19 protein-coding genes and 1 riboswitch are annotated in these 24,707 nt (G+C 29.1%); of the genes, 9 read left to right on the forward strand and 10 right to left on the reverse strand.

Annotation, left to right across the window (positions count from 1 at the left end; translation table 11 throughout):
* Window positions 1-84: 84 nt before the first annotated feature.
* The gene (locus GQR92_RS02565) at window positions 85-2,406 is read right to left on the reverse strand and encodes an ATP-dependent helicase (RefSeq protein ID WP_158837653.1); all 2,322 of its coding nucleotides are present in this window, start codon (window positions 2,404-2,406) and stop codon (window positions 85-87) included.
* A 236-nt stretch (window positions 2,407-2,642) separates the two neighbouring features.
* On the opposite strand from GQR92_RS02565, the gene GQR92_RS02570 reads away from it, so the two are divergent.
* The 3 genes from GQR92_RS02570 to GQR92_RS02580 are packed head-to-tail and all read left to right on the forward strand — an operon-like array spanning window position 2,643 to window position 4,494.
* Entirely contained in the window at window positions 2,643-3,257 is a 615-nt protein-coding gene (locus GQR92_RS02570) for a SatD family protein (RefSeq protein ID WP_158837654.1), read from the forward strand.
* Between the two features lies 1 nt (window position 3,258).
* On the forward strand, window positions 3,259-3,978 hold the full coding sequence (locus GQR92_RS02575) for a DUF3307 domain-containing protein (protein WP_158837655.1): 720 nt from the start codon (window positions 3,259-3,261) through the stop codon (window positions 3,976-3,978).
* Between the two features lie 3 nt (window positions 3,979-3,981).
* A complete protein-coding gene (locus GQR92_RS02580; RefSeq protein WP_158837656.1) occupies window positions 3,982-4,494 on the forward strand; it encodes a DUF7935 family protein in 513 nt (170 codons plus the stop codon).
* A 70-nt stretch (window positions 4,495-4,564) separates the two neighbouring features.
* Here GQR92_RS02580 and GQR92_RS02585 read toward each other — a convergent pair whose 3' ends face one another.
* From GQR92_RS02585 to GQR92_RS02595, 3 genes are all read right to left on the reverse strand, one after another.
* Window positions 4,565-5,602 carry a YncE family protein gene (locus tag GQR92_RS02585; RefSeq protein ID WP_158837657.1) on the reverse strand — a complete coding sequence of 346 codons (1,038 nt, stop codon included), beginning with the start codon at window positions 5,600-5,602 and terminating at the stop codon, window positions 4,565-4,567.
* A gap of 3 nt (window positions 5,603-5,605) precedes the next feature.
* Entirely contained in the window at window positions 5,606-7,471 is a 1,866-nt protein-coding gene (locus tag GQR92_RS02590) for a TonB-dependent receptor plug domain-containing protein (RefSeq protein ID WP_158837658.1), read from the reverse strand.
* Window positions 7,472-7,500: 29 nt separating this feature from the next.
* Window positions 7,501-7,710: riboswitch (cobalamin riboswitch) on the reverse strand.
* 2 nt (window positions 7,711-7,712) lie between these two features.
* Window positions 7,713-8,648 (reverse strand): ABC transporter substrate-binding protein, encoded by a 936-nt coding sequence (locus GQR92_RS02595; RefSeq protein ID WP_233269966.1) that lies wholly within the window; start codon window positions 8,646-8,648, stop codon window positions 7,713-7,715.
* Between the two features lie 99 nt (window positions 8,649-8,747).
* Here GQR92_RS02595 and GQR92_RS02600 point away from each other — a divergent pair, with 99 nt between their 5' ends.
* The 6 genes from GQR92_RS02600 to GQR92_RS02625 all read left to right on the forward strand — a co-directional run bounded on the left by GQR92_RS02600 (window position 8,748) and on the right by GQR92_RS02625 (window position 13,928).
* Window positions 8,748-9,251 (forward strand): bifunctional adenosylcobinamide kinase/adenosylcobinamide-phosphate guanylyltransferase, encoded by a 504-nt coding sequence (locus GQR92_RS02600; protein WP_158837659.1) that lies wholly within the window; start codon window positions 8,748-8,750, stop codon window positions 9,249-9,251.
* 2 nt (window positions 9,252-9,253) lie between these two features.
* Window positions 9,254-10,291 (forward strand): nicotinate-nucleotide--dimethylbenzimidazole phosphoribosyltransferase, encoded by a 1,038-nt coding sequence (gene cobT / locus GQR92_RS02605; RefSeq protein WP_158837660.1) that lies wholly within the window; start codon window positions 9,254-9,256, stop codon window positions 10,289-10,291.
* A gap of 11 nt (window positions 10,292-10,302) precedes the next feature.
* Window positions 10,303-11,070 (forward strand): adenosylcobinamide-GDP ribazoletransferase, encoded by a 768-nt coding sequence (locus GQR92_RS02610; protein WP_158837661.1) that lies wholly within the window; start codon window positions 10,303-10,305, stop codon window positions 11,068-11,070.
* The gene (gene cobC / locus GQR92_RS02615; protein WP_158837662.1) at window positions 11,055-11,582 is read left to right on the forward strand and encodes an alpha-ribazole phosphatase; all 528 of its coding nucleotides are present in this window, start codon (window positions 11,055-11,057) and stop codon (window positions 11,580-11,582) included. Before GQR92_RS02610 ends, cobC begins: the two co-directional genes overlap by 16 nt.
* Before the next feature lies 1 nt (window position 11,583).
* Window positions 11,584-12,696 (forward strand): ABC transporter substrate-binding protein, encoded by a 1,113-nt coding sequence (locus GQR92_RS02620; RefSeq protein ID WP_158837663.1) that lies wholly within the window; start codon window positions 11,584-11,586, stop codon window positions 12,694-12,696.
* Between the two features lie 194 nt (window positions 12,697-12,890).
* Window positions 12,891-13,928, forward strand: coding sequence for a GMP reductase (locus GQR92_RS02625; RefSeq protein ID WP_158837664.1), 1,038 nt, complete (start codon window positions 12,891-12,893; stop codon window positions 13,926-13,928).
* Window positions 13,929-14,131: 203 nt separating this feature from the next.
* Here the strand turns inward: GQR92_RS02625 and GQR92_RS02630 are convergent, their stop codons facing one another.
* The 6 genes from GQR92_RS02630 to GQR92_RS02655 all read right to left on the reverse strand — a co-directional run bounded on the left by GQR92_RS02630 (window position 14,132) and on the right by GQR92_RS02655 (window position 24,439).
* A complete protein-coding gene (locus GQR92_RS02630; RefSeq protein WP_158837665.1) occupies window positions 14,132-15,085 on the reverse strand; it encodes a LuxR C-terminal-related transcriptional regulator in 954 nt (317 codons plus the stop codon).
* A 520-nt stretch (window positions 15,086-15,605) separates the two neighbouring features.
* Window positions 15,606-16,913: a LuxR C-terminal-related transcriptional regulator gene (locus GQR92_RS02635; protein ID WP_158837666.1), complete on the reverse strand. Its 1,308-nt coding sequence runs from the start codon at window positions 16,911-16,913 to the stop codon at window positions 15,606-15,608.
* 198 nt (window positions 16,914-17,111) lie between these two features.
* A complete protein-coding gene (locus GQR92_RS02640) occupies window positions 17,112-17,831 on the reverse strand; it encodes an aspartate/glutamate racemase family protein (protein ID WP_158837667.1) in 720 nt (239 codons plus the stop codon).
* Window positions 17,832-17,840: 9 nt separating this feature from the next.
* Window positions 17,841-20,594, reverse strand: a complete 2,754-nt coding sequence (locus tag GQR92_RS02645; RefSeq protein WP_158837668.1) for a DNA gyrase/topoisomerase IV subunit A — start codon at window positions 20,592-20,594, stop codon at window positions 17,841-17,843.
* Between the two features lie 538 nt (window positions 20,595-21,132).
* Complete coding sequence (locus GQR92_RS02650; protein WP_158837669.1) at window positions 21,133-22,071, reverse strand: hypothetical protein; 939 nt, start codon at window positions 22,069-22,071, stop codon at window positions 21,133-21,135.
* A 505-nt stretch (window positions 22,072-22,576) separates the two neighbouring features.
* Window positions 22,577-24,439: a DNA topoisomerase IV subunit B gene (locus GQR92_RS02655; RefSeq protein ID WP_158837670.1), complete on the reverse strand. Its 1,863-nt coding sequence runs from the start codon at window positions 24,437-24,439 to the stop codon at window positions 22,577-22,579.
* Between the last annotated feature and the right edge of the window lie 268 nt (window positions 24,440-24,707).

Consider the following 24,707-nt stretch of genomic DNA (forward strand, 5'->3'; position numbering starts at 1 on the left):
ACGTAACTCTAGAACTGACAAATTATAGTTTGTAGTTATTTAACGTTGCAAAATAACAATTTATTTTTAGTTTTAGGAATGTTTTTAACCAATCACTTTTAATTTAGCAAATTGTAGCAACAATTTCTTCTTACCAACAGTACCAAATTTAATTTCTGCTTTCTTATTTGGACCATTTCCTTCTAGCGCAATTACTTCTCCTCTACCAAATCTATTGTGTTCTACAAAGTTACCAACAACAATATTTCTATCAAATAAATTAGCTTGAGAGGTTGCTTGAGATACTTTTTTTAAGTTTTTAGGAATTATAATTTCTTTCTTTTTTACCAAATCACGTTCCATTTTTTTACGCTGAATTGGTTTTTGAAAACGAATTCCTTTTGGTGCGTCATCAAAAATACTTTTATCAACAAAATTATTTATTGCTGGATTGGTACTTTTTGGTGTAATATAGTTTAGATATTGATCATCTATTTCTTCTAAAAACCTACTTGGTTCTGCATCTACCAATTTACCCCATCTATAACGAGTTTGCGCATAACTTAAATACGCTACTTTTTCTGCTCTTGTTATTGCCACATAAAACAACCTACGCTCCTCTTCTAACTCACTTCGTGTATTCATACTCATTGCAGAAGGAAATAAATTTTCTTCTAAACCAACAATGTACACATACATATACTCTAATCCTTTAGATTGGTGAATGGTCATTAAAGAAACAGAGGGTTTGTCATCGTCTTTTTTAGCATCAAAATCTGTAGCCAACGCCACATCTTCTAAAAAAGTAGTTAAAGAAGTGTCTCCACCTTCTTCTATTTTATCAGTAATAAAATCTTTAATTCCGTTTAAAAGTTCTTGAACATTTTCTACTTTACTAACAGCTTCTGGCGTTCCGTCTTTTTCTAAATTTTTTATTAATTGTGCCTTTTTTACAACCGTTTCTGCAATTTCGAATGCATTTTTTGTTTGCGATTCTATTTGCAAACTTTGCATCATATCCATAAAATTACGAAGCTTATTTTTAGTTCCGGCATTTATTTTTAAATCGATTTTATCAATGTATTTTATAACATCAAAAATTGATTTTTTATAATGATTTGCAGCTATTGTTAACCTATCTATAGTTGTTGCGCCAATTCCACGGGCAGGATAATTGATAATTCTCTTTAACGCTTCTTCATCATTTGGGTTGATTAAAATACGTAAATAAGATAAAATATCTTTAATTTCTTTTCTTTGATAAAAGGAAATTCCACCATAAATTTTATAGTCAATTCCTTTTTTACGTAACGCATCTTCAATGGCTCTAGATTGCGAGTTTGTTCTATATAAAACACAAAAATCATCTGGTGTTAATTGATGATTCATTTGGTTTTCCCAAATAGATTGTGCTACAAAACGCCCTTCTTCTCCATCAGAAATTGTGCGCATTACATTTATGGCATCTCCAGGATCATTAGACGTCCAAACTTCTTTGTCTAATTTTGTTTTATTTTTTTCGATTACAGAGTTTGCTGCGTTTACAATATTACTTGTAGAACGATAATTTTGCTCTAGTTTAAAGGTTTTAACATCCGGATAATCTTTCTGGAAATTTAATATATTCTGAATATTTGCCCCCCTAAAACTATAAATACTTTGAGAATCGTCTCCAACAACACAAATGTTTCCAAATTTATCTGCCAAGGCTCTAACAATGATATATTGAGAGTGATTTGTATCTTGATACTCATCTACCATAATATATCTAAAACGATCTTGGTATTTTGCCAACGTTTCTGGAAAACGTGCTAATAACTCGTTGGTTCTTAATAATAAATCATCAAAATCCATTGCACCTGCCTTAAAACATCTATCTACATACGCTCTATAAATATGGCCAACTTCTGGCCTACTTGCATGTAAATCTGCTTCTTGCAAATCTGCATTATTAAAATACGCCTTAACCGTAATTAAACTGTTTTTAAAAGAAGAAATTCTCCCTAAAATCTGTTTTGGCTTGTATTGTTCTCTATTTAAATTCTTCTCTTTAATAATTGCAGATATTAAACGAACAGAATCTTGCGAATCGTAAATTGTAAAATTGGTTGGAAAACCTAATTTATCTGCTTCGGTACGTAAAATTCTTGCAAAAACAGAGTGAAAAGTCCCCATCCACAAGTTTCTTGATTCACTATTACCAACAACTCCAGCAATTCTCGCCTTCATTTCTTTGGCTGCTTTGTTGGTAAATGTTAGCGATAATATGTTAAATGAATCTACACCTTGCTGCATTAAATGCGCTATTCTGTAGGTTAATACACGTGTTTTACCAGAACCTGCACCCGCAATAATAATCATAGGACCATCTTTTTGTAAGACAGCTTGTTTTTGTGCTTCGTTTAAAGAATCTAAATATGTGCTCAATAGTTTATTTTGAAAGAATTTAAAACCGTGAAATTAACCAAACTATTCGTTTCTAAAAAAGAAGAAGCTTCATTTTTATCAACAAATTATAAATGAAAAACCTTATTTTATCTGCCTATAAGCAGATAAATACAATTATCTGCCCTAAGACAGATAATTAAAAATATCTGCTCTAAGGCAGATAATATTGCAATTTAGCATAATAAATGATATCTTAGCTAAAATTTATAGTAATAATGACAAGTATTTTAACAGGTGATATTATCGATTCTAGAAAACAAGACGATCATTTTTGGTTAAAAACCTTAAAAGAAACGTTAGCTACTTTTGGCGAATCGCCTAAATATTGGCAGGTTTACAGAGGAGATAGCTTTCAATTGGAAATAGAAAATTGCGAAAATGCATTTTATGCGGCTTTAAAATTAAAATCTCACCTAAAATCTACAGAAGATATTGATGTAAGAATCGGTATTGGTATTGGGGAAAAAGAATTTAATATGGCAGAAATTACAGCTTCTAATGGTGAAGCTTTTATAAATTCTGGCTATGCTTTTGATACGTATTTAAAAAAGCAAACAATTGCCATAAAAACCCCTTGGCACGAAATTGATGAAGAATTAAATATTGCTTTTGATTTGGCTTTATTAACGATGGATTCTTGGACAAAAAATTCTGCAGAAGTTTTTAAACTGTCTTTAGAGTCAGAAAATATTACTCAAAAAGAAATTGCTTCTATTTTAGGGATCACCCAAGGGCGAGTAAGCGAAAGACAGAAGCGTTCTGGTTTTGAATCTGTGATGAAACTAGAAAAACGTTTTAGAAAATTAATCCATCAGAAAACACAATTATAAAATGTTCTTATTTTTAAAATTTTTGTTAGCACATATTTTAGGTGATTTTGTTTTTCAACCAGAAAAATGGGTTAAAAACAAGGAGGAAAAGAAAGTAAAATCGGTAAAACTATATTATCATATTGGTATTCATGCCCTTTTGTTATTACTTGTTTTATTATTCAATTTACAAGAATATTGGTTGGGATTTCTACTAATTGTTGTTTCTCATTATTTAATTGATGTTCTAAAATTATATCTTCAGAAAAAGAAAACAAAACGAATTTGGTTTTTTATTGATCAAGTTTTGCACCTTATTGTATTGGTAATGGCAACTTCATTATATATTGATTTTCAATTGCCATCAGAAAACATCATAACAGAAAAAGGTTTGTTATTATTGACTTTTTTATTGCTTGTTATTTTTGTTTCTGCTATTATCATCAAAATAATTATTACACAATGGAATCCTGAAAGTAAAAAAGAAAATGATGATTCTCTTGCCAAAGCCGGACGCTATATTGGTATTTTAGAACGTTTATTTGTTTTTACGTTTGTAATTACCAACCACTGGGAAGCTATTGGCTTTTTATTGGCTGCTAAATCGGTTTTTAGATTTGGAGATTTAACTTCATCTAAAGACAGAAAACTAACAGAATATATTTTAATTGGTACTTTATTAAGTTTTGGCTTTGCTATCTTTTTAGGAGTTCTATATTTGTACGTATTAAATTTACTTTAGTTTATGGAAGACAAATTAATAGAAAGTATTGTATATATTTTACCTGCCGCAGTTACAGGTTTGGTTAGCTATTATATGTTTAACAGGCTTATAGCACAACAAAAGCCTAAAAGTAAAATGGAGATTCTAGCTCAAAAAAACAAAGATACTTTGCCTATAAAATTACAGGCTTATGAGCGTATGTTGTTGTTTTGTGAACGTATTAACCCTGTTAAGATGTTAGTTAGAATTAAACCTATTTCTGATGATACACACGATTATTTACAGTTATTAATTGCCAATGTAGAACAAGAGTTTGAACACAACTTAGTGCAACAAATTTATATTTCTAATGATACTTGGACTGCTATTCTAGCAACCAAAAGTAGTGTAATTAACAAATTAAGACAAGTTGCAGAAACCTCTAAATCTGCAAACGAATTACGAGAAAATGTTATAATACATTACTCTAAAACATTACCACCTACAGACACGCCTATTTCGTTTATTAAAAACGAAGTGAAAAAACTCTTATAAATAAAAAAGCTCCTCTTATAAAATTCTAAGAGGAGCTTTTAATTCAATTTCCTTTTTCAAAAGATCTTTATTAATTAAAATATATTTTAGAAGCACCTAATGCAACACTCTTAGTTTGTGTTCTTGTTTTAGTTGCAATATCAAATACATTAAGCGTACTTAAATCTTTAAAATTTGCATTTAAAGTAAATAATGAATTACCTTCTACCTCAATACCGTATAAGAAACCTTCTACAGTAACTATTTCTGCTGTAGATAAACTAGTAGCATCTGTATCTATAGAATAAATATTATTCCCTACAGCATAATAAATTGTATTATTTTCTAATACCATTAAACTTGGGTGTTCAGTAGCAGGAAAAATAATTTCAGATTGAACAGTATTATTACTAGTGTTTATTTTTGTAATTGAAGCTATAGTCTCATCACCTGTCCAAGCTGCTTTTCCTTCACATAAAACCACTAAAAAATTATTATTATCAATAAACATTTCGTCTGGTCTTTCGTTCACCGAAATTTCTTCTACATTATCTGTAGCAATATCAATTACAGAGATTATATTATTTGAACCCCAAGCACCTTGATGAGAAACATATAATTTTCCGTTACTTTCTATAATTCTCTCCGGACCAACACCAATATTTATTTTCTTGATAAAATCATAACTAGTAAGGTCGTAAACAGCTACAAAAGCTCCAGTAAGTCCCCAGTTTGTAACATATGCTTTGTCATCTGCAACTGTCATAAACCTAGGAGTTGCTAGTTCTTCAGTAATTGTAGCTTCTTTTACAAATGAATATCTATCTACAACTGTCACTGTATTCTGGTTATCTACAACAATAAAAGCTCTTTCGTTATCAAAAGCCATCGATTGTAAATTAGTTGATAGTTCACTTGAATTTACCTTTTTGTAAATTAAGTTTTCTACTGTTTCAAAATCATCAGATATAAAAGAAACAGAACCTGTACTTGCAGTACCACTACCTTCACCACTAATTAACACTCCATTTTCATAATCACCTCTTGGTGTACTTGATGAATCGCTTGTACATGAAGCAAATGCCATTGCTCCGAATACTAATATTGCTAGTAATTTATTAATTCTCATTGTTTAAAATTTATAGTTTATATTTAAATTAAAGTTTCTATTAGGCATTGGTCTTCTTGGTTGTGTTAGATAATTTTTATTGAACACATTATTAATTTTAAAACCAACGCTAATTTCTTTTTTTATACTTTTTATTATTTTATAATCTCCTCCAAAGTTCGCTACATAAAAACTAGGAAGTATAAAATCTTTAGAATTACTTTCTGTAGTAAAAATTTCTCCTGTAAATAATTGTTGATAGAAAAAACTAATTTTTTTATGAGAATACCCAAAACTTCCATTAAATAAATGTTTTGGTTTAAAAATCAATAATTTGTTAGTGTCTTTATCTCTAGCCTCTGTATAACTATAGTTCGCTGTAAAATCAAAAAAATGATTGTTATAGTCTTTAGCATAAGAAAGACTCAATTCTACTCCTTTGTTTACGGCACTAGAAATATTTATTGGCGTCCATACACCTGGTCTAGTAGCATCTCCACTTGGTGTCCAAACAATTTTATCTTTAGCTGAGATGTAGAACACGCCTAAATCTGCAGAAAATTTATTTTTCTTATAATTTACAGCAAACTCACCTTGAACTGCTGTTTCTGGAATTAACTTGGTGTTTCCTTGACCAGGCCAATACAAATCTTCATAACTTGGTACTCTATAATTTTTAGAAGCATTCGCTCTAAGTGACAAATTTTCATGCGTTTTAACTTTCATTCCTAAAGAATAACTGTTAGGAACATCATAATCAGAGTTAAAGTCTTTTCTCACTTTTAAATCAAAGAAAACTATATTTAAAATATTTTGATTATAAATTAATGATTGTGAAAATTGTCTCCTATTTTTCTCTATAATTTGATCCGTTTTACCAAAAACAGATTCATACTCAGAATAGGATGTAATTTTCGCATTTATTGATGAAAATTTATAAGCTACATCATAATTAATCAAATAACGTTTCGATTTTCCAAAATTAAATTCATCGACTAATTTATTATCAAAATACTGATATTCTTGCGTTAAAAAAGCCAGTTTTAGTTCGTGATTAAACTTATCTTGATTATAATTATATACAAGAAGATTTCTGTTATTAAAATTCTTGTATTTATCATTTGCTCCTGTTGGGTTTGGTAACTCACCAGAAAACAAACGACTACTAACATAACTTGTACTATAAAATTTAAGTTGCGCTTTTGAATTAAACTTATACGCCAAACCAACACTTACATTAAAGTTATTATATGCGCCATTAAAATTTTTAAAATCTGTACCTAATAATTTATAATCATTTTCAGATTCATTATAAGACATTCCTAATTTTAGTGCTAATTTTTCTGTAGAGATTTTAAACTTATACAAACTATTATAAGAACTAAAACTACCTATTGAACCTACAAATTGATTCTCAATTACTTTCTTAGAATTAAATAATAATTGATCATTTAAATGAATTGTACCTCCAACTGCACCAGAACCGTACTCAATACTTCCTCCTCCACTTCTAACATCGATAGCATCGAATAAACTAACAGTCATGGAGTTAAAGCCAGTCTGACCATTATTAACAGAATTAATATTTATTCCGTTCCAAACAACCGCTGTATTAGAAGAACTTGTACCTCTAAAACTTGCTGTACTCGTACCTCCTGCTCCATATTCTTTTAAATAAATTAAAGAGTTAAAACGTAAAAGCGAAGTAAATGATTCTGTATTTTTTGTAATTATAGAATCATTTAATACTTGAACTTTATATCCTTTAGAGTTTTCTATTTTTTTATCAGCAACAATAACAATTTCTTTCAAAACGTTCCTTATAGAATCATTTTGAGCCAAAATAGCATGTGTAATAAAAAAAGTTATAAAAAGTAAGAGTTTCTTCATAATCCATTTAACCTTTATCCCGAAAGTTTTAATTGTTTAAAAAATAGGCAGGTCTCCTGGCTTGCGTCTTGTAATTGGTCTTCCCATTTTAATCTGAAATTATTTCAGATTTTAAACAGTGACATAAAGATTAATTACAAGCTTAATAGCTTACAGTTGCGGGAACAGCTTTGGTTTTTAACCAAATTCCCTTTTAATTTGTTCTCAAAAAGAACAAAACCTTAATTTTGGCAAATGTATATTATTTTTGAGTATTGTAATACTTATAGTTTATAAACTTTTGACTTAAGCCTTTAGATATTTCAAAATGCGCTGAATGTATCATTTTAGCTAAACACTCTATTCCGTTTACCAAAGTAGCAGCAGAGGATTGTGTAAACATATCAAAATCGGCAATAAATACTTGTCCATTTTTTACAGCCTTAAGACTACTCCATTCGGGTTTTTCTTCTAAAAACTTCATATCTTCTAAAGTTCTAGAAACTTCATAACCACAAGGCGCAATAATTAATACTTCTGGATTGTACTTTACAATTTTATCCCATGGGATAACAATACTGTCTCCAGACGGATGCGATAAAAGATCTATACCACCTGCATAACCTATTTGATGAGGAATCCAGTGACCACAATTAAATAAAGGATTTATCCATTCTAATAACAGCACACTTTTAGGGTGAATTCTTTTTGCTCGTTGGGTGTCTACAATAGTATAAACACGTTCTTTCAACATTTTTACATACGCAATTCCTACTTCCTTTTTCCCTATAGCCTCTGCAATAGTTATTGCATTCTCAAAAACATCTTCTAAAGAATTTGGAGTTATAGAAATTAATTTAGGAACCTTAGGTAACTTATAAGCCGAAGTTGCAACGCAAGCAGTATCAATCTGGCAAACATCACAAACATCTTGTGTAAAAATAACATCTGGCGCAATACTTTCTAAAACTGGTTCGTCTACATAATATAAAGTACCGCCTTCTGCTTTTGTTTTAGAAAAAATAGTATTTATTTCTTCACTTGTTAAAACTTGCCCTTCTAATTTATAACGAACAGCAACTTGTTTTTCTGCCAAAGCAATTTTTGGGCATTCAAAAGTGATTCCGTTTAAATATTCTTGTAAACCCATATCATAAATCATTTGGGTTACTGCAGGCATAAAAGAAGATACAATCATGTTTATTTATTTTAAGAAAAACAAACTTACATACTATTTAAGATATTCTTTCCTTTTTCAAAAAATGTTTCTAACCTTTGTGTTTATATTTTAAAAATTATGATTCATTATATTTCTGGAGGAGAAAGATCTGGTAAAAGTAGTTATGCTCAAAAATTAGCAGAAGGTATTTCTAAAAACCCTTTTTATTTGGCAACTTCTAGAATTTGCGATAAAGATTTTAAAGCAAGGGTAGACAGGCATATTTCTGATAGAGATGAACGTTGGACAACCATTGAAGAAGAAAAAAATATTAGTGCTGTTATCCCTGATAAATCTACAGTTGTTATTGACTGTGTTACTTTATGGTTGACAAATTTTTATGTTGACACAAAATACGACGTAAAAGAATCTTTAAAATTAGCCAAACAAGAAATAGAAAAACTGGTAGAAATTGATGCTCACATCATCATTATTTCTAACGAGATTGGTATGGGATTACATGCTACCACAGAATCTGGAAGAAAATTTACAGAACTACAAGGATGGGTAAATCAATTTATTGCAAAAAAAGCTGACAAGGCTACTTTTATGGTTTCTGGATTGCCTTTAAAACTAAAATAAAAATGATATCAAAAATTACTGCACTTTCTAAAGAAATTGAAACAGCACTTCAAAAAAAAATAGACTTTAAAACAAAACCTATTGGGTCTTTAGGTATGTTAGAAGATATTGCTATTAAAATAGGAAGTATTCAAAATACGTTAACTCCAAAAATTACTACGCCAACTATTGTTGTTTTTGCGGGAGATCATGGCATTACAAAATCCAAAAAAGTAAGTCCATATCCACAAGAAGTAACACAACAAATGGTGTTGAATTTCTTAAACGGAGGCGCTGCAATTAATGTTTTTTGTAAGCAAAATAAAATTGACCTAAAAATTGTTGACGCTGGTGTAAATGCAGATTTGGATAAAAACAAAGCATTAATTTCTGCTAAAATAGCAAAGGGAACAAAAGATTTTTCTATAGAAAAAGCGATGACAATTACACAATGTAATGCAGCTATAAAAAAAGGACAAGAAATTGTAAATACCTCGTATCAAAACAAATGTAATACCATTGGTTTTGGAGAAATGGGCATTGGCAACACATCTTCTGCAGCACTTTTAATGAGTTATTTTACAAAAATTAATATAGAAAGCTGTGTTGGTAAAGGAACCGGTTTAGATAGTGAAGGATTGCAACAAAAAAAGACGGTTTTAAAAGAAGTGTATCAAAAACACATCAATAATATAGAATCACCAACAGATGCACTTGCTACTTTTGGTGGTTTCGAAATTGTAATGATGGCAGGTGCTATTTTAGAAGCTGCTGCTTTAAAAATGACAATTTTAATAGATGGTTTTATTGTAACAGCAGCATTACTTGCCGCAATTACTATTGATAAAAATGTAATAGACTATTGTATTTTTACACATTCGTCTGGAGAACAAGGGCATCAAAAAATATTAGATTTCTTAAATGTAAAACCAATTTTAAATTTAGGTTTGCGTTTAGGAGAAGGTACTGGAGCTGCGGTAGCATTGCCAATTATACAATCTGCAACACTATTTTTAAACGAAATGGCAACCTTTGAAAGTGCCAACATCAGCGAAGCTTAAGTATTTAACACATGAAAAAAGAAGTCCATTATTTTTTAACTGCCATATTATTCTTCACCAGAATACCATGCCCAAAATGGGTGGGTCATTCGTCTGAAATGCTGAATAAAAGTAACCGATACTTTTCTTTAGTAGGTATTTTAGTAGGATCTATTGCTGCACTTATTTACTACTTAGCTACTTTTATTTTCACCTCAGAAATTGCCATTATTTTAAGTATGATTGCTTCTATTTGGACAACAGGCGCTTTTCATGAAGATGGTTTTGCAGATACCTGCGATGGTTTTGGTGGCGGTTGGACCAAAGAAAAAATTCTAATAATCATGAAAGATTCTCGGTTAGGAACCTTTGGTGTAGTTGGTTTATTTTCTGTGTTAATTTTAAAGTTTTCGGCAATACAAACACTCAGTTTATCTAATGTAAATATTCCGTTACTTATTATTTCGGGGCATGCTATCAGTCGTTTTATAGCTACTATCCTACTCTACACACATCCGTATGTAAGAGATATTGATAGTTCTAAAATAAAACCTACAACGACACAAATGAGTACTAAATCTTTAGTAATTTCTTTCATTTTTGGAGTTTTACCACTTTTCTTTTTTAAAAATCATTGGGTATTTCTAAGCCTTATTCCGCTATTAATAGCGTATTGGTATTTAGCACGCTTTTTCAAAAAATGGATTGGCGGACAAACAGGTGATTGCGCCGGAGCTTTACAGCAAGTTGCTGAAGTTGTTTTTTATCTATTTATACTTACTTTATGGAAATTATATTAATTAGACATACCACGCCAAAAATAGCTAAAGGAATTTGCTACGGACAATCGGACATAGATGTTACCGATACTTTTTTAGAAGAAATAACCCCTATTTTACAAGAAGTTTCTCTTGATGATAGTGAAACTGTTGTGTATAGTAGTCCATTAAAAAGGTGTAAAAAGTTAGCCGAAAAGTTATCAAATATTGTTCTTTTTGATGATCGCCTAAAAGAGTTAGATTTTGGAGATTGGGAATTACAAAACTGGAACGACATTAACAAAGAAGCCTTAGATATTTGGATGAATGACTTTGTAAAGGTTGCCACTACAAATGGCGAATCTTATTTAGATTTGCACGCTAGAACTACCAGTTTTTTATTAGAAATAGCAAAAAAAGAATACAAAAAAGTTGTTATTGTAACGCATGCCGGTGTAATTAGAAGCTTGTTTTCTTTTATCAATAAAACTCCGTTAGAAAAATCTTTTGATTTAAAATTGCAATACGCACAAGTATTAAAAATAAAATATTAAAATGAAACATCTTTTATCTCTCTTACTTATTACTACCTTTTTTATTTCTTGTCAGAAAAAGGAAGCTCCTAAAACAATAGAAACTTCTGTAAAAAGCACCATAAAATATGCCAAAGGATTTGATATCATTACAATTGGCAATCAGAAGAAATTAATTATAAAAAAACCGTATCAAAACGCAAAAAATGGGTTTACTTATTTACTTGGTGATAAAACGGATATTAGCAAAAATGAGTTAAAAATTCCGGTTAACAACATTGTAGTTACAAGTACTACACATATATCTATGTTAGAACAAATTGGCGCAGAAAATTATTTAGTAGGCTTTCCTCAAACAAACTTTATTTCATCAGAAAAAACAAGAAAACGCATTGCAGATGGTCATGTAATAGAATTAGGGAGTGAGCAAACTATGAATACAGAAAGACTCTTAGAACTTGCTCCAGAACTTGTAATTGGTTTTGGTTTAAATGGTAATAATAAAACATATAAAACGATTGCAAGAAACGGAATTCCTGTTGTTTATAATGGAGATTGGTTAGAAGAAACTCCTTTAGGACGCGCAGAATGGGTTAAATTTTTTGGTATTTTATTTAATAAAGAAAAAGAAGCCGATAGTGTTTTTAAAGCTATTGAAACAGATTATTTGGCCGTTAAAAAAATAGCTTTAAAAGCAAAGAAAATTCCTACTATTATTTCTGGTAGTTTATTTAAAGATATATGGTATATGCCTGCAGGAAAAAGCTTTATAGCCACTTATTTTAGAGATGCTAACACCAATTATTTATGGAAAGATAGCGAAGGAAACGGTAGTTTGCCTTTAAGTGTAGAAAGTGTTTTAGATAAAGCACAAGATGCTAATTTTTGGGTGGGTTGTGGCTTGTACGAGAACAAGGAAGACATGTTAAAATCGAATCAATATTACAACTCTTTTACTGCTTTTAAAGAAAGTAATATTTATACCTACGCAACTAAAAAAGGCGCAACTGGCGGACTTATATATTTTGAAACATCGCCTACAAGACCCGATTTACTTTTAAAGGATATTATAAAAATTACACATCCAGATTTGTTACCAAAATATAATTTAACATTTTTTGAAAAAATGCAATAATTAACCAACTACAACTTTAATTACTCATTTAGGTTAAGAAGTTCATCTAAAGTTGTAGAAATTCTGTTTTTATTAAATTGATAAACTACGATTACTACATTAAAATCATTGTATTTTTAGATGTATTCTTACAAGGAATCTGATAAAATCGTTTTCAAATTTAATACCTTTATCATCTAATAATTTTGATAGAGATGAGAATAGAAAATGAATTAAAATTAGGTTTTAAAGATGTAATGATTCGTCCAAAACGATCTACATTAAAATCACGTTCGCAAGTAAGTTTAGAAAGAGAATTTACTTTTTTACATAGCGATATTTCTTGGAAAGGAATACCAATAATGGCTGCTAACATGGATACCGTTGGCACGTTCGAAATGGCAAAAGCACTTGCAAAACATGGTCTATTTACTGCAATTCATAAACACTATTCTTTAGAAGAATGGAGCAATTTTGCAGCAAATGCTGATGAAAAAACATTACAAAATATTGCCGTTAGTACAGGAACCGGAAAAGGAGATTCTGAAAAAGTAAAACAAATTTTAGCTAAATTTCCTCAAATAAATTTTATTTGTGTTGATGTTGCCAACGGATATTCTGAACATTTTGTAAACTTTGTACAGAAAATGCGTAAAAACCATCCTAATAAAGTAATTATTGCAGGTAATGTAGTTACAGGAGAAATGGTAGAAGAATTACTTTTAGCTGGCGCAGATATTATTAAAGTAGGTATTGGTCCAGGTTCTGTTTGTACAACACGTGTAAAAACAGGTGTTGGTTATCCTCAATTATCTGCAATTATAGAATGTGCAGATGCTGCTCACGGAATGGGGGGACATATTATTTCTGATGGTGGTTGTAAAATTCCTGGAGATCTATCTAAAGCATTTGGTGGAAGCGCAGATTTTGTAATGTTAGGTGGTATGCTTGCTGGTCATACAGAAAGTGGTGGTGAATTGATTGAAGATAATGGCGAGAAATTTAAGGCTTTTTACGGAATGAGTTCTACAACAGCAATGAACATACATGCAGGAGGTGTTGCCAATTACAGAGCTTCTGAAGGGAAAACAGTTAAAGTTCCTTTTAAAGGAAATGTAGACGATACAATTATTGATATTTTAGGAGGTATTAGATCTACTTGTACTTATGTTGGAGCAAGTAGATTAAAAGAATTGACAAAAAGAACAACTTTTATTAGAGTGCAAGAACAAGAAAACCAAGTGTATTCTTAATTGCAAAATAAGTTTAACTCTTATTTATTTTTGTTTCTTAAAAAAATGAAAAAAAAAAAGACCTTTAGTAAAACTACTAAAGGTCATATATATTTTAAAAAAAATTGGGGGGAATAATAATAATAATAATACAAAAGTAGTACAAATATCAAATATATAACAAAAAATAGTGGGTAGTTTATGGGTAGTATTACCTATAAAACCTAGTGTTTAGTCTGGTTTTCGATGATTAATGCTTCTTTTCTACTTTTAATTTTTAGTTTTCCGTAAATATTTTTCACATGAAATTTAACCGTGTTTACAGAGATATGTATTTCACCAGCTATTTCTTTATTCGACTTACCAGATACAATTAAATCAAAAATTTCTTTTTCTCGAATACTTAAGTTTTCTAAATTTTCCTTTTGAGGTTCCTCTTGTTCTTGTGTAGTAAGTTGTTTTATTTTTTTAGAATATTTAATAATCTCATTTTTCATGAAAAAATTATATTTTCTTAAGTCTTTTTCTCTATACAATACAGCATATGATAATACAATAATTTGCAGAAAGCCACCTACTTTTAAATTGGTTTGGTTACTTTCAAATAATGAAATTCCAAAGTTTTTTAACACAAAAAAGTCTAAACCACTAAACAATATAAAGACATATGAGAATACAAAGAGTTTAGTATGCTTATTTCTTTTAAAAAGTAAAACACCTAAACACCAATAAACAAATAAGAATACTAATGTTAAAGTACTTAATATTATATAAAATGCATTTATTTTAAAAATATAAAACAAGATTACAAATAATACAATATTTAAAAATAAAATAAAATTATACTTTTTTACAGCAGGGAAGTATTTCTCTAACATCAGAAAACTATTTCCAAATTTTAACGAACTAAAACTCAGTAAAATGTAATCTAATAGAATTAACAGTTCTATATTTTCATTATCAACATGAAGTAAATTTAATGACCCATCAAAAATTATAAAACTAAAAGAAATACAGGTCAGTAAAAACGCATGGTATATAAAGGCATTGTCTTTAAAAAAATAAAAATAACTAAGGCTAAAAAGAATCACTAAAAACGCGGCCCCATAATAAAACCCATTAAGTAACAGTACTAATTTTTCTTGAAATAAGGAAGCTTCCTCGTTTTTAAGGTCCACAGGATAATAGGAACTAAAGTTAGAGTTTGTTTTTATGTATACTGGATCTTTTCTTGAAAATTTAAAGGAGACATATCTTTGATTTTTTAATTTTTGAATTTCTTTTAAATTTTGATATGCATGAACGTTTTTTGCTCTTATACTATTAATTCGAAAAACATAACTTAAATCAGAATCATTTGCTGGTATCTTAAACCAAAAAGTAGTATTCGATTTTTTTTCTAAAATACTGTTTTTTAAAGGTTTAAATTCTTCTTTACTTATATTAGTATAAGTTAAAGTACTATTTGAATCTTTAAAATAGTAAATATCAGATTGTGAATAAGTGTACCCTATAAAAAAGAAAAAAATAAGAGTAATTTAAACCTCATTTAAAAATTTTTATTTAAAATATTCCTTTATAAAAATAAAGTTCAGAAATATAAAGCTAATAGATTTACATAACAAATTATAGTCTGTTAACAATCATTATAAAAGTAATATTAATCAAATTAGATAAAACCGTTAAAAATTAAAATAATTAAATTTTTAAAGCTTCTTTTCTACTTTTAATTTTTAATTTTCCGTAAATATTTTTCACATGAAATTTAACAGTGTTTACTGAGATATTTACTTCGTTTGCTATTTCTTTATTCGACTTACCAGATACAATTAAATCAAAAATTTCTCTTTCTCTAAGACTTAAATTTTCTAAATTTTCTTTAACAGGTTCTTTTTGCTCTTGTGTAATTATTTTTTTTATTTCTTTAGAGTATTTTATAATTTCATTTTTCATATAACGATTATACCTTCTTAAATCTTTCTCTCTAAACAATACTGCAAATGATAATGTTATCACTTGTATAAACCCGCCAATTTTTATATTAATGGCATTGGTTTCAAATAATGAAATTCCGAATTTTTTTAAAACAAAAAAATCTATTCCGCTAAATAATAAAATTACGTATGAGAGTGCAAATAATTTAGTATGTGTGTTTTTCTTGAAAAGCAAAACACTTATAAACCAATGAATAAATAAAAGAACTCCAGTTAATACAGTTAAAATGGTATATACTATATTCTTCTTAAAAATTAAAAATAAAACAGCAAGTAAAATTACACCTATTACCATGCTATATATATACCTTTTCACTTTAGGAAAATAAGTGTCCAATAAAAGAAAATTAATTGTAAACTTAGATGAAGAATAAGCTAGAAGGATATAATTAAATAAAATTAAAATTTCAATTTTTTTATCATTAACATTAAAAAATTGAAACATACCATCTGATAAAACAAAGCTAAGAGTTAAACTGAACAACAAAAAAGCATGGTATAAAAAAGAGTTATCTCTAAAAAAGTAAAAGTAATTAATACTAAAAAGTATCACCAAAAAAGTAATTCCATAATAAATACCATTAACAAGTAATTGTTTTTTTTCTATAAATTCTGCTTTTGCTACTGTGTTTAATTCTACAGGAAAATTGAAACTAAAATTAGATTTTACTTTTATATATGTTGAATATTTTCTTGAAAATTGAAAAGAAGGATATCTTTGATATTCTAATCTTTGAATTTCTTTTAAATTTTGATATGCTTTTACTGTATCAACTCTTATACTAACAATTCTTAGAATATAACTTAAATATGTTTCTTTTGCTGGTATTTTAAACCAAAAAGTAGCATCGGAATGTTTTTCTAAAACTTCCGTATTTATAGGTGTAAATTTTACTTTATCAATATTCTTATACGTTAAACTACTACTTGAATCTTTATAAAAATAAATATCAGATTGAGAATAAGTATGTCCTATAATAAATAAAAAAAATAAAAGTCCTTTCAATTTCATTAATAGATTGCAATTTATTTTTTTATAAATATATGAAGATTAAAAAATATTTTAAAATCTAAAATCATTAAATATAAAAAAAGATTGATTTTAGGATAATATCACAATAAGATAATTGATTTATATACTTTTCAATATTGTTGAATATGTTTTCAAACTCGGAAACTATAAAAATTTTGCTCCTTTAAAAAAATGAGATTATTGTTGTTGCTGTTGCTGTTGTTGCTCATTTTTAGTAGAAAGCTTAAAAGCAGCAGTTGCATGAATTCTAGTTGTATCAAAAACAGGTACAGAAACATCATCTTGATCAATTAATAACGGAATCTCTGTACATCCTAAAATAACACCTTCTGCCCCACTTTTAATTAACCTATTTATAATCTTTAAATATTTTTCTTTTGAAACCGGATTCATGTTACCTACAGAAAGTTCATCATAGATTATAGTATGAATTATTTCTCTTTCATCACTTGTAGGAATCATCGCTTCAATACCAAACGATTTTAAAACATCCGTAAAAAAATCTTTTTCCATGGTATATTTTGTACCTAATAAAGCAACTTTTTTCACTTTTTTTTCTATAATACTTTTAGAGGTTGCTTCTGCAATATGAATAACAGGGATGGTAACTACTTTCTTAACTGCGTCTATACACAAATGCATGGTATTTGCACAAATTAAAATACAAGTTACACCTGCTTTTTCTAAACTTTCACCAGCTTCTGCCATTAATTGATCTAACAAATCCCATCTTCCTTCTTTTTGAAGTTGAGATATTTGTCCAAAATCAAAAGAACTCATAATTACTTTTGCAGAATGAGGTTTCCCTAAACTATTTGCATTTAATTCGTTTAAGATTCGGTAATATAAAATGGTAGACTCCGGTGTAATACCTCCAATTAAACCTATTTTTTTCATAATTTAGTTTTAAAACAGTTTCGTTTGGTTTTCATCATCTATTTTCTTCTGTTCTGCTTTCTTTCTTGCGATTGATTTTTGCAAAGCTATTTTAGCTTTTTCTTCTGCAGAAAGTTCTTCTAATATAGGTTTTTTAGTTTCTGTTTCTGGAACCTCAATTGGTAATTTATCCTCTACAACTTCTTCATCTACCACCTCTATTTCTTCAGATGTTTCTTCTTCTCGCTCTTCAAAAGGTAAAGGTTCTAATAAATTAACTTGTTTTATTTTTTCTGTTGTTAATTGATTTCCTTGTGCTTTTATCCCTTTAACCGCTATAAATTCTTCAAAATTAACTTCTTCATTCAATAAACTTCGTTTAGAATAAATTACTTCTGCTATAGGTCTGTAATCTGTGGCAACAATTTCTAACTGACTTTTAGCATGATCAGAAATAAATTCTTCTTCTTTTTCTGGTGTTTCTATTAAAAAGCGTTTTACATAATAACGTTCTTTTTCTCCATCAAAATATATAGCAGAAATTGGTTTGTTAGGTTTCCATTTTTCTAACACAATCATATCATCTTCAAAATGCATCGCTAAATTTGGTTTTACCGCTTTTGCTTTTCCACTTTGCACAATAATTAGCAATTTATCTTCGGCTCTAAATTCTCCTAACAACTCACCTCTTTCATCAACATTTAAACGTTGTACAGTATCATCAAACCAAATTTTACGAGGTTTTAAAGTAGATACTCCTTCAGATTTAAAATCGACACTTTTAATTGAATATTTTGTAATTGTATTTCCTCTAACGGCTCTTCCTTTTACACCTAAATCTGCAAAATCAATATCCCATTTCAATTTTTTAACACTACCAACAGAGCGTAAATTTATGGTTACAACTTCTGCCTCTCCATTTAGATTTGCACTAAAATAATGTACAATAGAACCTTTATTTCCGTTGGTTAAATCGTATTCTTTATCTCTTGTAACAGAGGTAACATTAAAACGTTTCATATAAGATGGTCCTCTAGCGCCATCTCTGTACATAAAGTTGTACACCGTTCTTCTATCTTTCTTTTTAAAGATAGCAACATGTATAATGTCTTTACCCACAAAGGTTTTAGTGTCTACTTTAGATACCATCATTCCTCCATCTTTTCTAAAAACAATAACATCATCAATGTCAGAACAATCGGTTACAAACTCATCTCTTTTTAAAGAAGTTCCAATAAAACCTTCTTCTCTATTTACATAAAGTTTAGCATTATTCATGGCTACTTTAGAGGCAACAATATCATCAAAAATTCTAATTTCGGTTTTACGTTCTTTTCCTTTTCCGTAGGTATCTTTTAAACGTTTAAAGTAATTGATAGCAAATTCTATTAAATTTGCTAAATGGTCTTTAACAACAGCAATTTTATCTTCTAAACCTTCTATAAATTGTCTTGCCTTGTCAATATCAAACTTAGATATTTTCTTAATTCTTATTTCTGTTAAACGTGTAATATCTTCTACAGTTATGGCACGTTTTAAGTGTTTAATATGTGGTTTTAAACCTTTGTCAATTGCTTCAATTACACCATCCCAAGTTTCTTCTTCTTCAATATCTCGGTAGATTCTATTTTCTATAAAAATTCGCTCTAAAGAAGAAAAATGCCATTGTTCCTCTAATTCGTTTAACTGAATTTCTAACTCTTTTTTTAACAAAGCTACCGTTAAATCTGTAGAGTGTTTTAGCATTTCTGATACGCCAACAAAAACAGGTGTATTGTTTTCTATAGTACAAGATAATGGCGATATAGAAGTTTCACAGTTTGTAAAAGCATACAACGCATCTATAGATTTATCCGGAGAAACATTTGGCGGTAAATGCACCAAAATTTCTACTTCTGCAGCAGTATTATCTTCAATCTTTTTTATCTTAATCTTCCCTTTATCATTGGCTTTTAAAATACTATCTATTAAAGAAGTTGTTGTGGTAGAAAACGGAATTTCATTAATTACCAACGTCTTTTTATCTAATTGGTGAATTTTAGCACGAACACGTACTTTTCCTCCTCTTTTTCCATCATTATAATGGGTGAAATCTGCAATTCCGCCTGTTATAAAATCTGGTAAAATTCTAAAGCTTCTTCCTTTTAAATATTTAATAGAAGCGTCAATAAGTTCTATAAAATTATGCGGTAATATTTTTGTTGATAAACCAACCGCAATTCCCTCTGCTCCTTGTGCTAACAATAACGGAAACTTTACTGGCAAATCTATCGGCTCTCTTCTTCTACCATCATAAGACATTTTCCATTCTGTTGTTTTTGGATTAAAAACAACATCCAAGGCAAATTTAGATAAACGAGCCTCGATATATCGAGAAGCTGCAGCTCTATCTCCTGTTAAGATATTACCCCAGTTTCCCTGCATGTCAATCAGTAATTCTTTCTGACCAATTTGCACCATTGCATCTGCAATAGAAGCATCACCATGTGGGTGATATTGCATGGTATGACCAACAATATTTGCTACCTTATTGTAACGTCCATCATCTAAATCTTTCATAGAATGCATAATTCTACGTTGCACAGGTTTTAATCCGTCTTCTAACGACGGAACCGCTCTTTCTAAAATCACATAAGAAGCATAGTCTAAAAACCACTCCTTGTACATTCCTGTAACTTTGGTAATGGTTTCTACGGCATCTACCGGTTTATCTAGAGCATCAGATTGATTTTCTAAATTAGACAATTCCTCTTCGTGTTCGTTCTCGTTTATCTCTTCACTCATTCTTTTTAAACGTTTAATTGTTTAATCGTTTAACTCTGTATTTCTTTATTTGGGCGTTCCCTAAAAAGGTCGGGCTTTACGCTGCAATCTTTTTTTTGTATCTGTCATTGCTAAGATTTTTTTTTATTATCTGTGGCAATCTCATTTTAATAAAGAGATTGCTTCGTTCCTCGCAATGACGCTTTAAACAAAAAAAAGGATTTTCACTTCAATCCCTAACGCAGGCATACTTGCAAACTATTTGCTTTTACCTTTATCTATTTGATACCCAATTTTGTTCTTTCTTTTTTGTCAATGCTAGGAAAGTTTTTCTCTTTCTGAGGCAATCTCAATTTAAAGAAAGAGATTGCTTCGTTCCTCGCAATTACATTTAATAAGAAAATACCAATTCTATATTTTTAATGTTTACCGCAATTGCGCTATCGCTATTTAAAACACTCCATAACATGGCAACTCCTTTTTCTGTAAAGACTAAAGGTAAATATCTATTTCCTACCCAACTTGAGGTACCAAATTAAGACTTTAAGTTGCTTTTCATTTAATTCTCCCAATCAATATCTAAATTTTGTATTTCAATATTACCTTTATTGTTTTTATATGTCCCATCAAAATCTCTATATTCTACTTTTATGGTTACGAAACTTAATTTTTCTACAGTTGGTAGTATTTTAATAAAATTTACAGAAGCTTTTAAAGGAACATTAGTTGGTATTTTATTACAAGTTACATAAGAAGATTTTTTAGAACCAACAATAGATTCATTAGCTTTATATTCATTCCCATTAAAGTCAAAAGCACTAGTTTCATCAGACGTTATGTATTTTTTACCTTCAAAACACACTTTTTGATGCACCTTTTTATGTTTAATTAAAAATTCAATTCTTACTTGTTGAGTATTTTTATCTCCTTTACAACTTAGTAACTTTAAATCATAATCATTAGAAAATGATTTAATATCAATTTTATCTAAAATTTCATTTTCTTCAATTTCTTTTGCAATAAAATTCTTATCTTTTGAAATCATTTCTCCAGTTAAAATTGCGCTTTGTAGTGGTACAGCTAATCTAATTTGAGAGTTTGGAATTTTTAAAATAGCAAATGTGTAATAATTATTTTCAGATTTAACACGTTTAAAGTATTTTATCTTTCCTTTAAAACCATTATATTCTTTTGATACAGGTATTATATATTGTCCTTTTATCATCATATTATTATCCTTATCTTCAAATACTTCGTATGAAGGCACTACATCTAAGGCAAGAGCGTCATCTATATTATCAAATACACTTTTATGTTTATATGCAAATACATTTCTAAATGTTTCTCCACTTAAAGCATTACCTAATTGAATAACATCCTTAATTTTATAAATATTTTTATCTGGTCCTGTTTGAGGTTCTTTTGTTCTTTCTCCTGGAAATTGAGAAAAAGTTATTGATGAAATTAATAAGCAAAATAAGGTAATTTTAATCTTCATAATTGTTTCTTTTTTAAATTTTCTTTAACACGTTAACTTTAATGCCCAAAAACAGTATTATTTTAATTGAAGGTCATTAAATTGCATCTACTATATTTTTTAGCTTAACAAACCTAACAAGTTTAAAAAACACTACTGCTTGGATAACTTTTTTGATGTCAATTATTTTTTAACTTCTAAAGTTTGGCTAAAACCATTATTCCTTTTATTTATTTAACACAGGCTAAAGCCTGTGACAATTGAAAATCATAATTAACTATTTTTCAACATTTTAATTGCCTATGGATTTATCCATAGGTAATTAATAACATCAACACAAAGGCTTTAGCCAAATTTATTTACTATTCTTTTTAGATTTTACCAAAACAAAAGCTATTAAACCAATAATTCCTATGTAAGAACTAAAATTACTTCTACTACCTAAATTGCTAAAATTGATTGAAAAAAATAATAGAACCAAAATAAATAAGGCTATTAGAGAAATGTTTTTATTTAGTTTTCCCATTTATATTTCATCCTCTTCAATAGTATCTAGCTCAACCTTTAGGTTCTCAATAATAAATTTCTGTCTATCTGGTGTGTTTTTTCCCATATAGAACTCTAACATTTGTTCTATAGACATTTCTTTGTCTAACATAATAGGGTCTAAACGAATATCATCACCAATAAAATGAACAAACTCATTTGGCGAAATCTCACCCAAACCTTTAAATCGAGTTATTTCTGGTTTTCCTCTTAACTTTTCTATGGCTTCTCTTTTTTCTTCATCAGAATAACAATAAAACGTTTCTTTTTTATTTCGAACTCTAAACAAAGGCGTTTCTAAAATATACAAATGCCCTTCTTTTATCAACTCTGGAAAAAATTGCAAGAAAAATGTAATTAACAATAAGCGAATATGCATACCATCTACATCGGCATCGGTTGCAATTACAATATTGTTATAACGTAAATCTTCTAAACCATCTTCTATATTTAAAGCGGCTTGTAATAAATTAAATTCCTCATTCTCGTACACAATTTTTTTACTTAATCCGTAAGAATTTAAAGGCTTTCCTTTTAAACTAAAAACGGCTTGCGTGTTTACATTTCTAGATTTTGTAATAGAACCAGAAGCAGAATCTCCCTCGGTAATAAATAATGTAGATTCTAAATACGCTTCTTTTTTGGTATCGCCTAAATGAATTCTACAATCACGTAATTTTTTATTATGTAAACTAGATTTTTTAGCTCTGTCTTTCGCTAATTTTCTAATTCCAGAAAGTTCTTTTCGTTCTTTCTCTGCCTGAATTATTTTTCGATGTAACTTATCTGCCACATCTGTATTTCTATGTAAAAAATTATCTAACTTGGTTTTTAAGAAATCATTAATGTAAGTTCTTACAGTTGGTAGTTCTCCGCCCATATCTGTAGAACCTAATTTTGTTTTTGTCTGACTCTCAAAAACAGGTTCCATTACTTTAATAGCAACCGCAGAAATAATAGATTTACGAATGTCTGAAGCTTCAAAAGCTTTACCGTAAAATTCTCTAATTGTTTTTACAATTGCCTCTCTAAACGCAGATTGATGCGTACCACCTTGTGTGGTATGTTGCCCATTTACAAAAGAATGGTATTCTTCTGAATATTGTGTTTTACTATGTGTAATAGCAACTTCTATATCATCCCCTTTTAAGTGAATTATTGGATACAACATATCATCTACATTGTTATTATCTTCCAATAAATCTTTCAGTCCGTTTTCTGAAAAGAATTTTTCTCCGTTAAAAATTATGGTTAAACCTGGGTTTAAATACACATAATATTTCAGCATTTTTGCTACATATTCATTTCTAAATTTGTATTTCTTAAAGATTTCTTCATCCGGAATAAAAGAAACTTTTGTTCCTTTTCTACGAGAAGATTCTTCTAAAAACTCTTGATTTTCTAGGTTTCCTTGACTAAATTCTGCCGAAGCAGACTTACCATCACGAGAAGATTCTACTCTAAAAAACGAAGAAAGTGCATTTACTGCCTTTGTACCAACTCCATTTAAACCTACAGATTTTTTAAACGCTTTAGAGTCGTATTTACCACCTGTATTCATTTTAGAAACCACGTCAACTACTTTCCCTAAAGGGATTCCACGTCCGTAATCTCTAACAATAACTTTACTACCGTGTATAGAAATTTCAATGGTTTTACCCGCTCCCATTACGTATTCGTCAATAGAATTGTCTAAAACTTCTTTTACAAGAATGTAGATTCCATCGTCTGCAGAAGAACCATCTCCCAATTTACCAATGTACATTCCCGGACGCATTCTTATATGCTCTTTCCAATCTAAAGACCTGATATTATCTTCTGTATATTTTGTTTCTTGACTCATGAAATGTCTTACTGTTGTTAGGTTTGAAGCCTTGCTAAAATAGCATTAAACGAGCAAAAATAAAATAGCTCTGTAAATTAGTTATCAACATGATTTCAACTGTTTTTAAAGCTCATTTAGTTGTAAATTAACACCTAAAATTTAGTAATAAAACAGCTTTAATAAAAAGCTTTAATCTTAAGTTTTAGAATTTATTTCTGTGTAAAAATCACAAAAAAAAACAATATGTTATATTTTTAAACATGTGATTGTTTACACAACAATTTTA

Origin of the sequence: Polaribacter sp. L3A8 (assembly GCF_009796785.1) — a bacterium.
Lineage (GTDB): Bacteria > Bacteroidota > Bacteroidia > Flavobacteriales > Flavobacteriaceae > Polaribacter.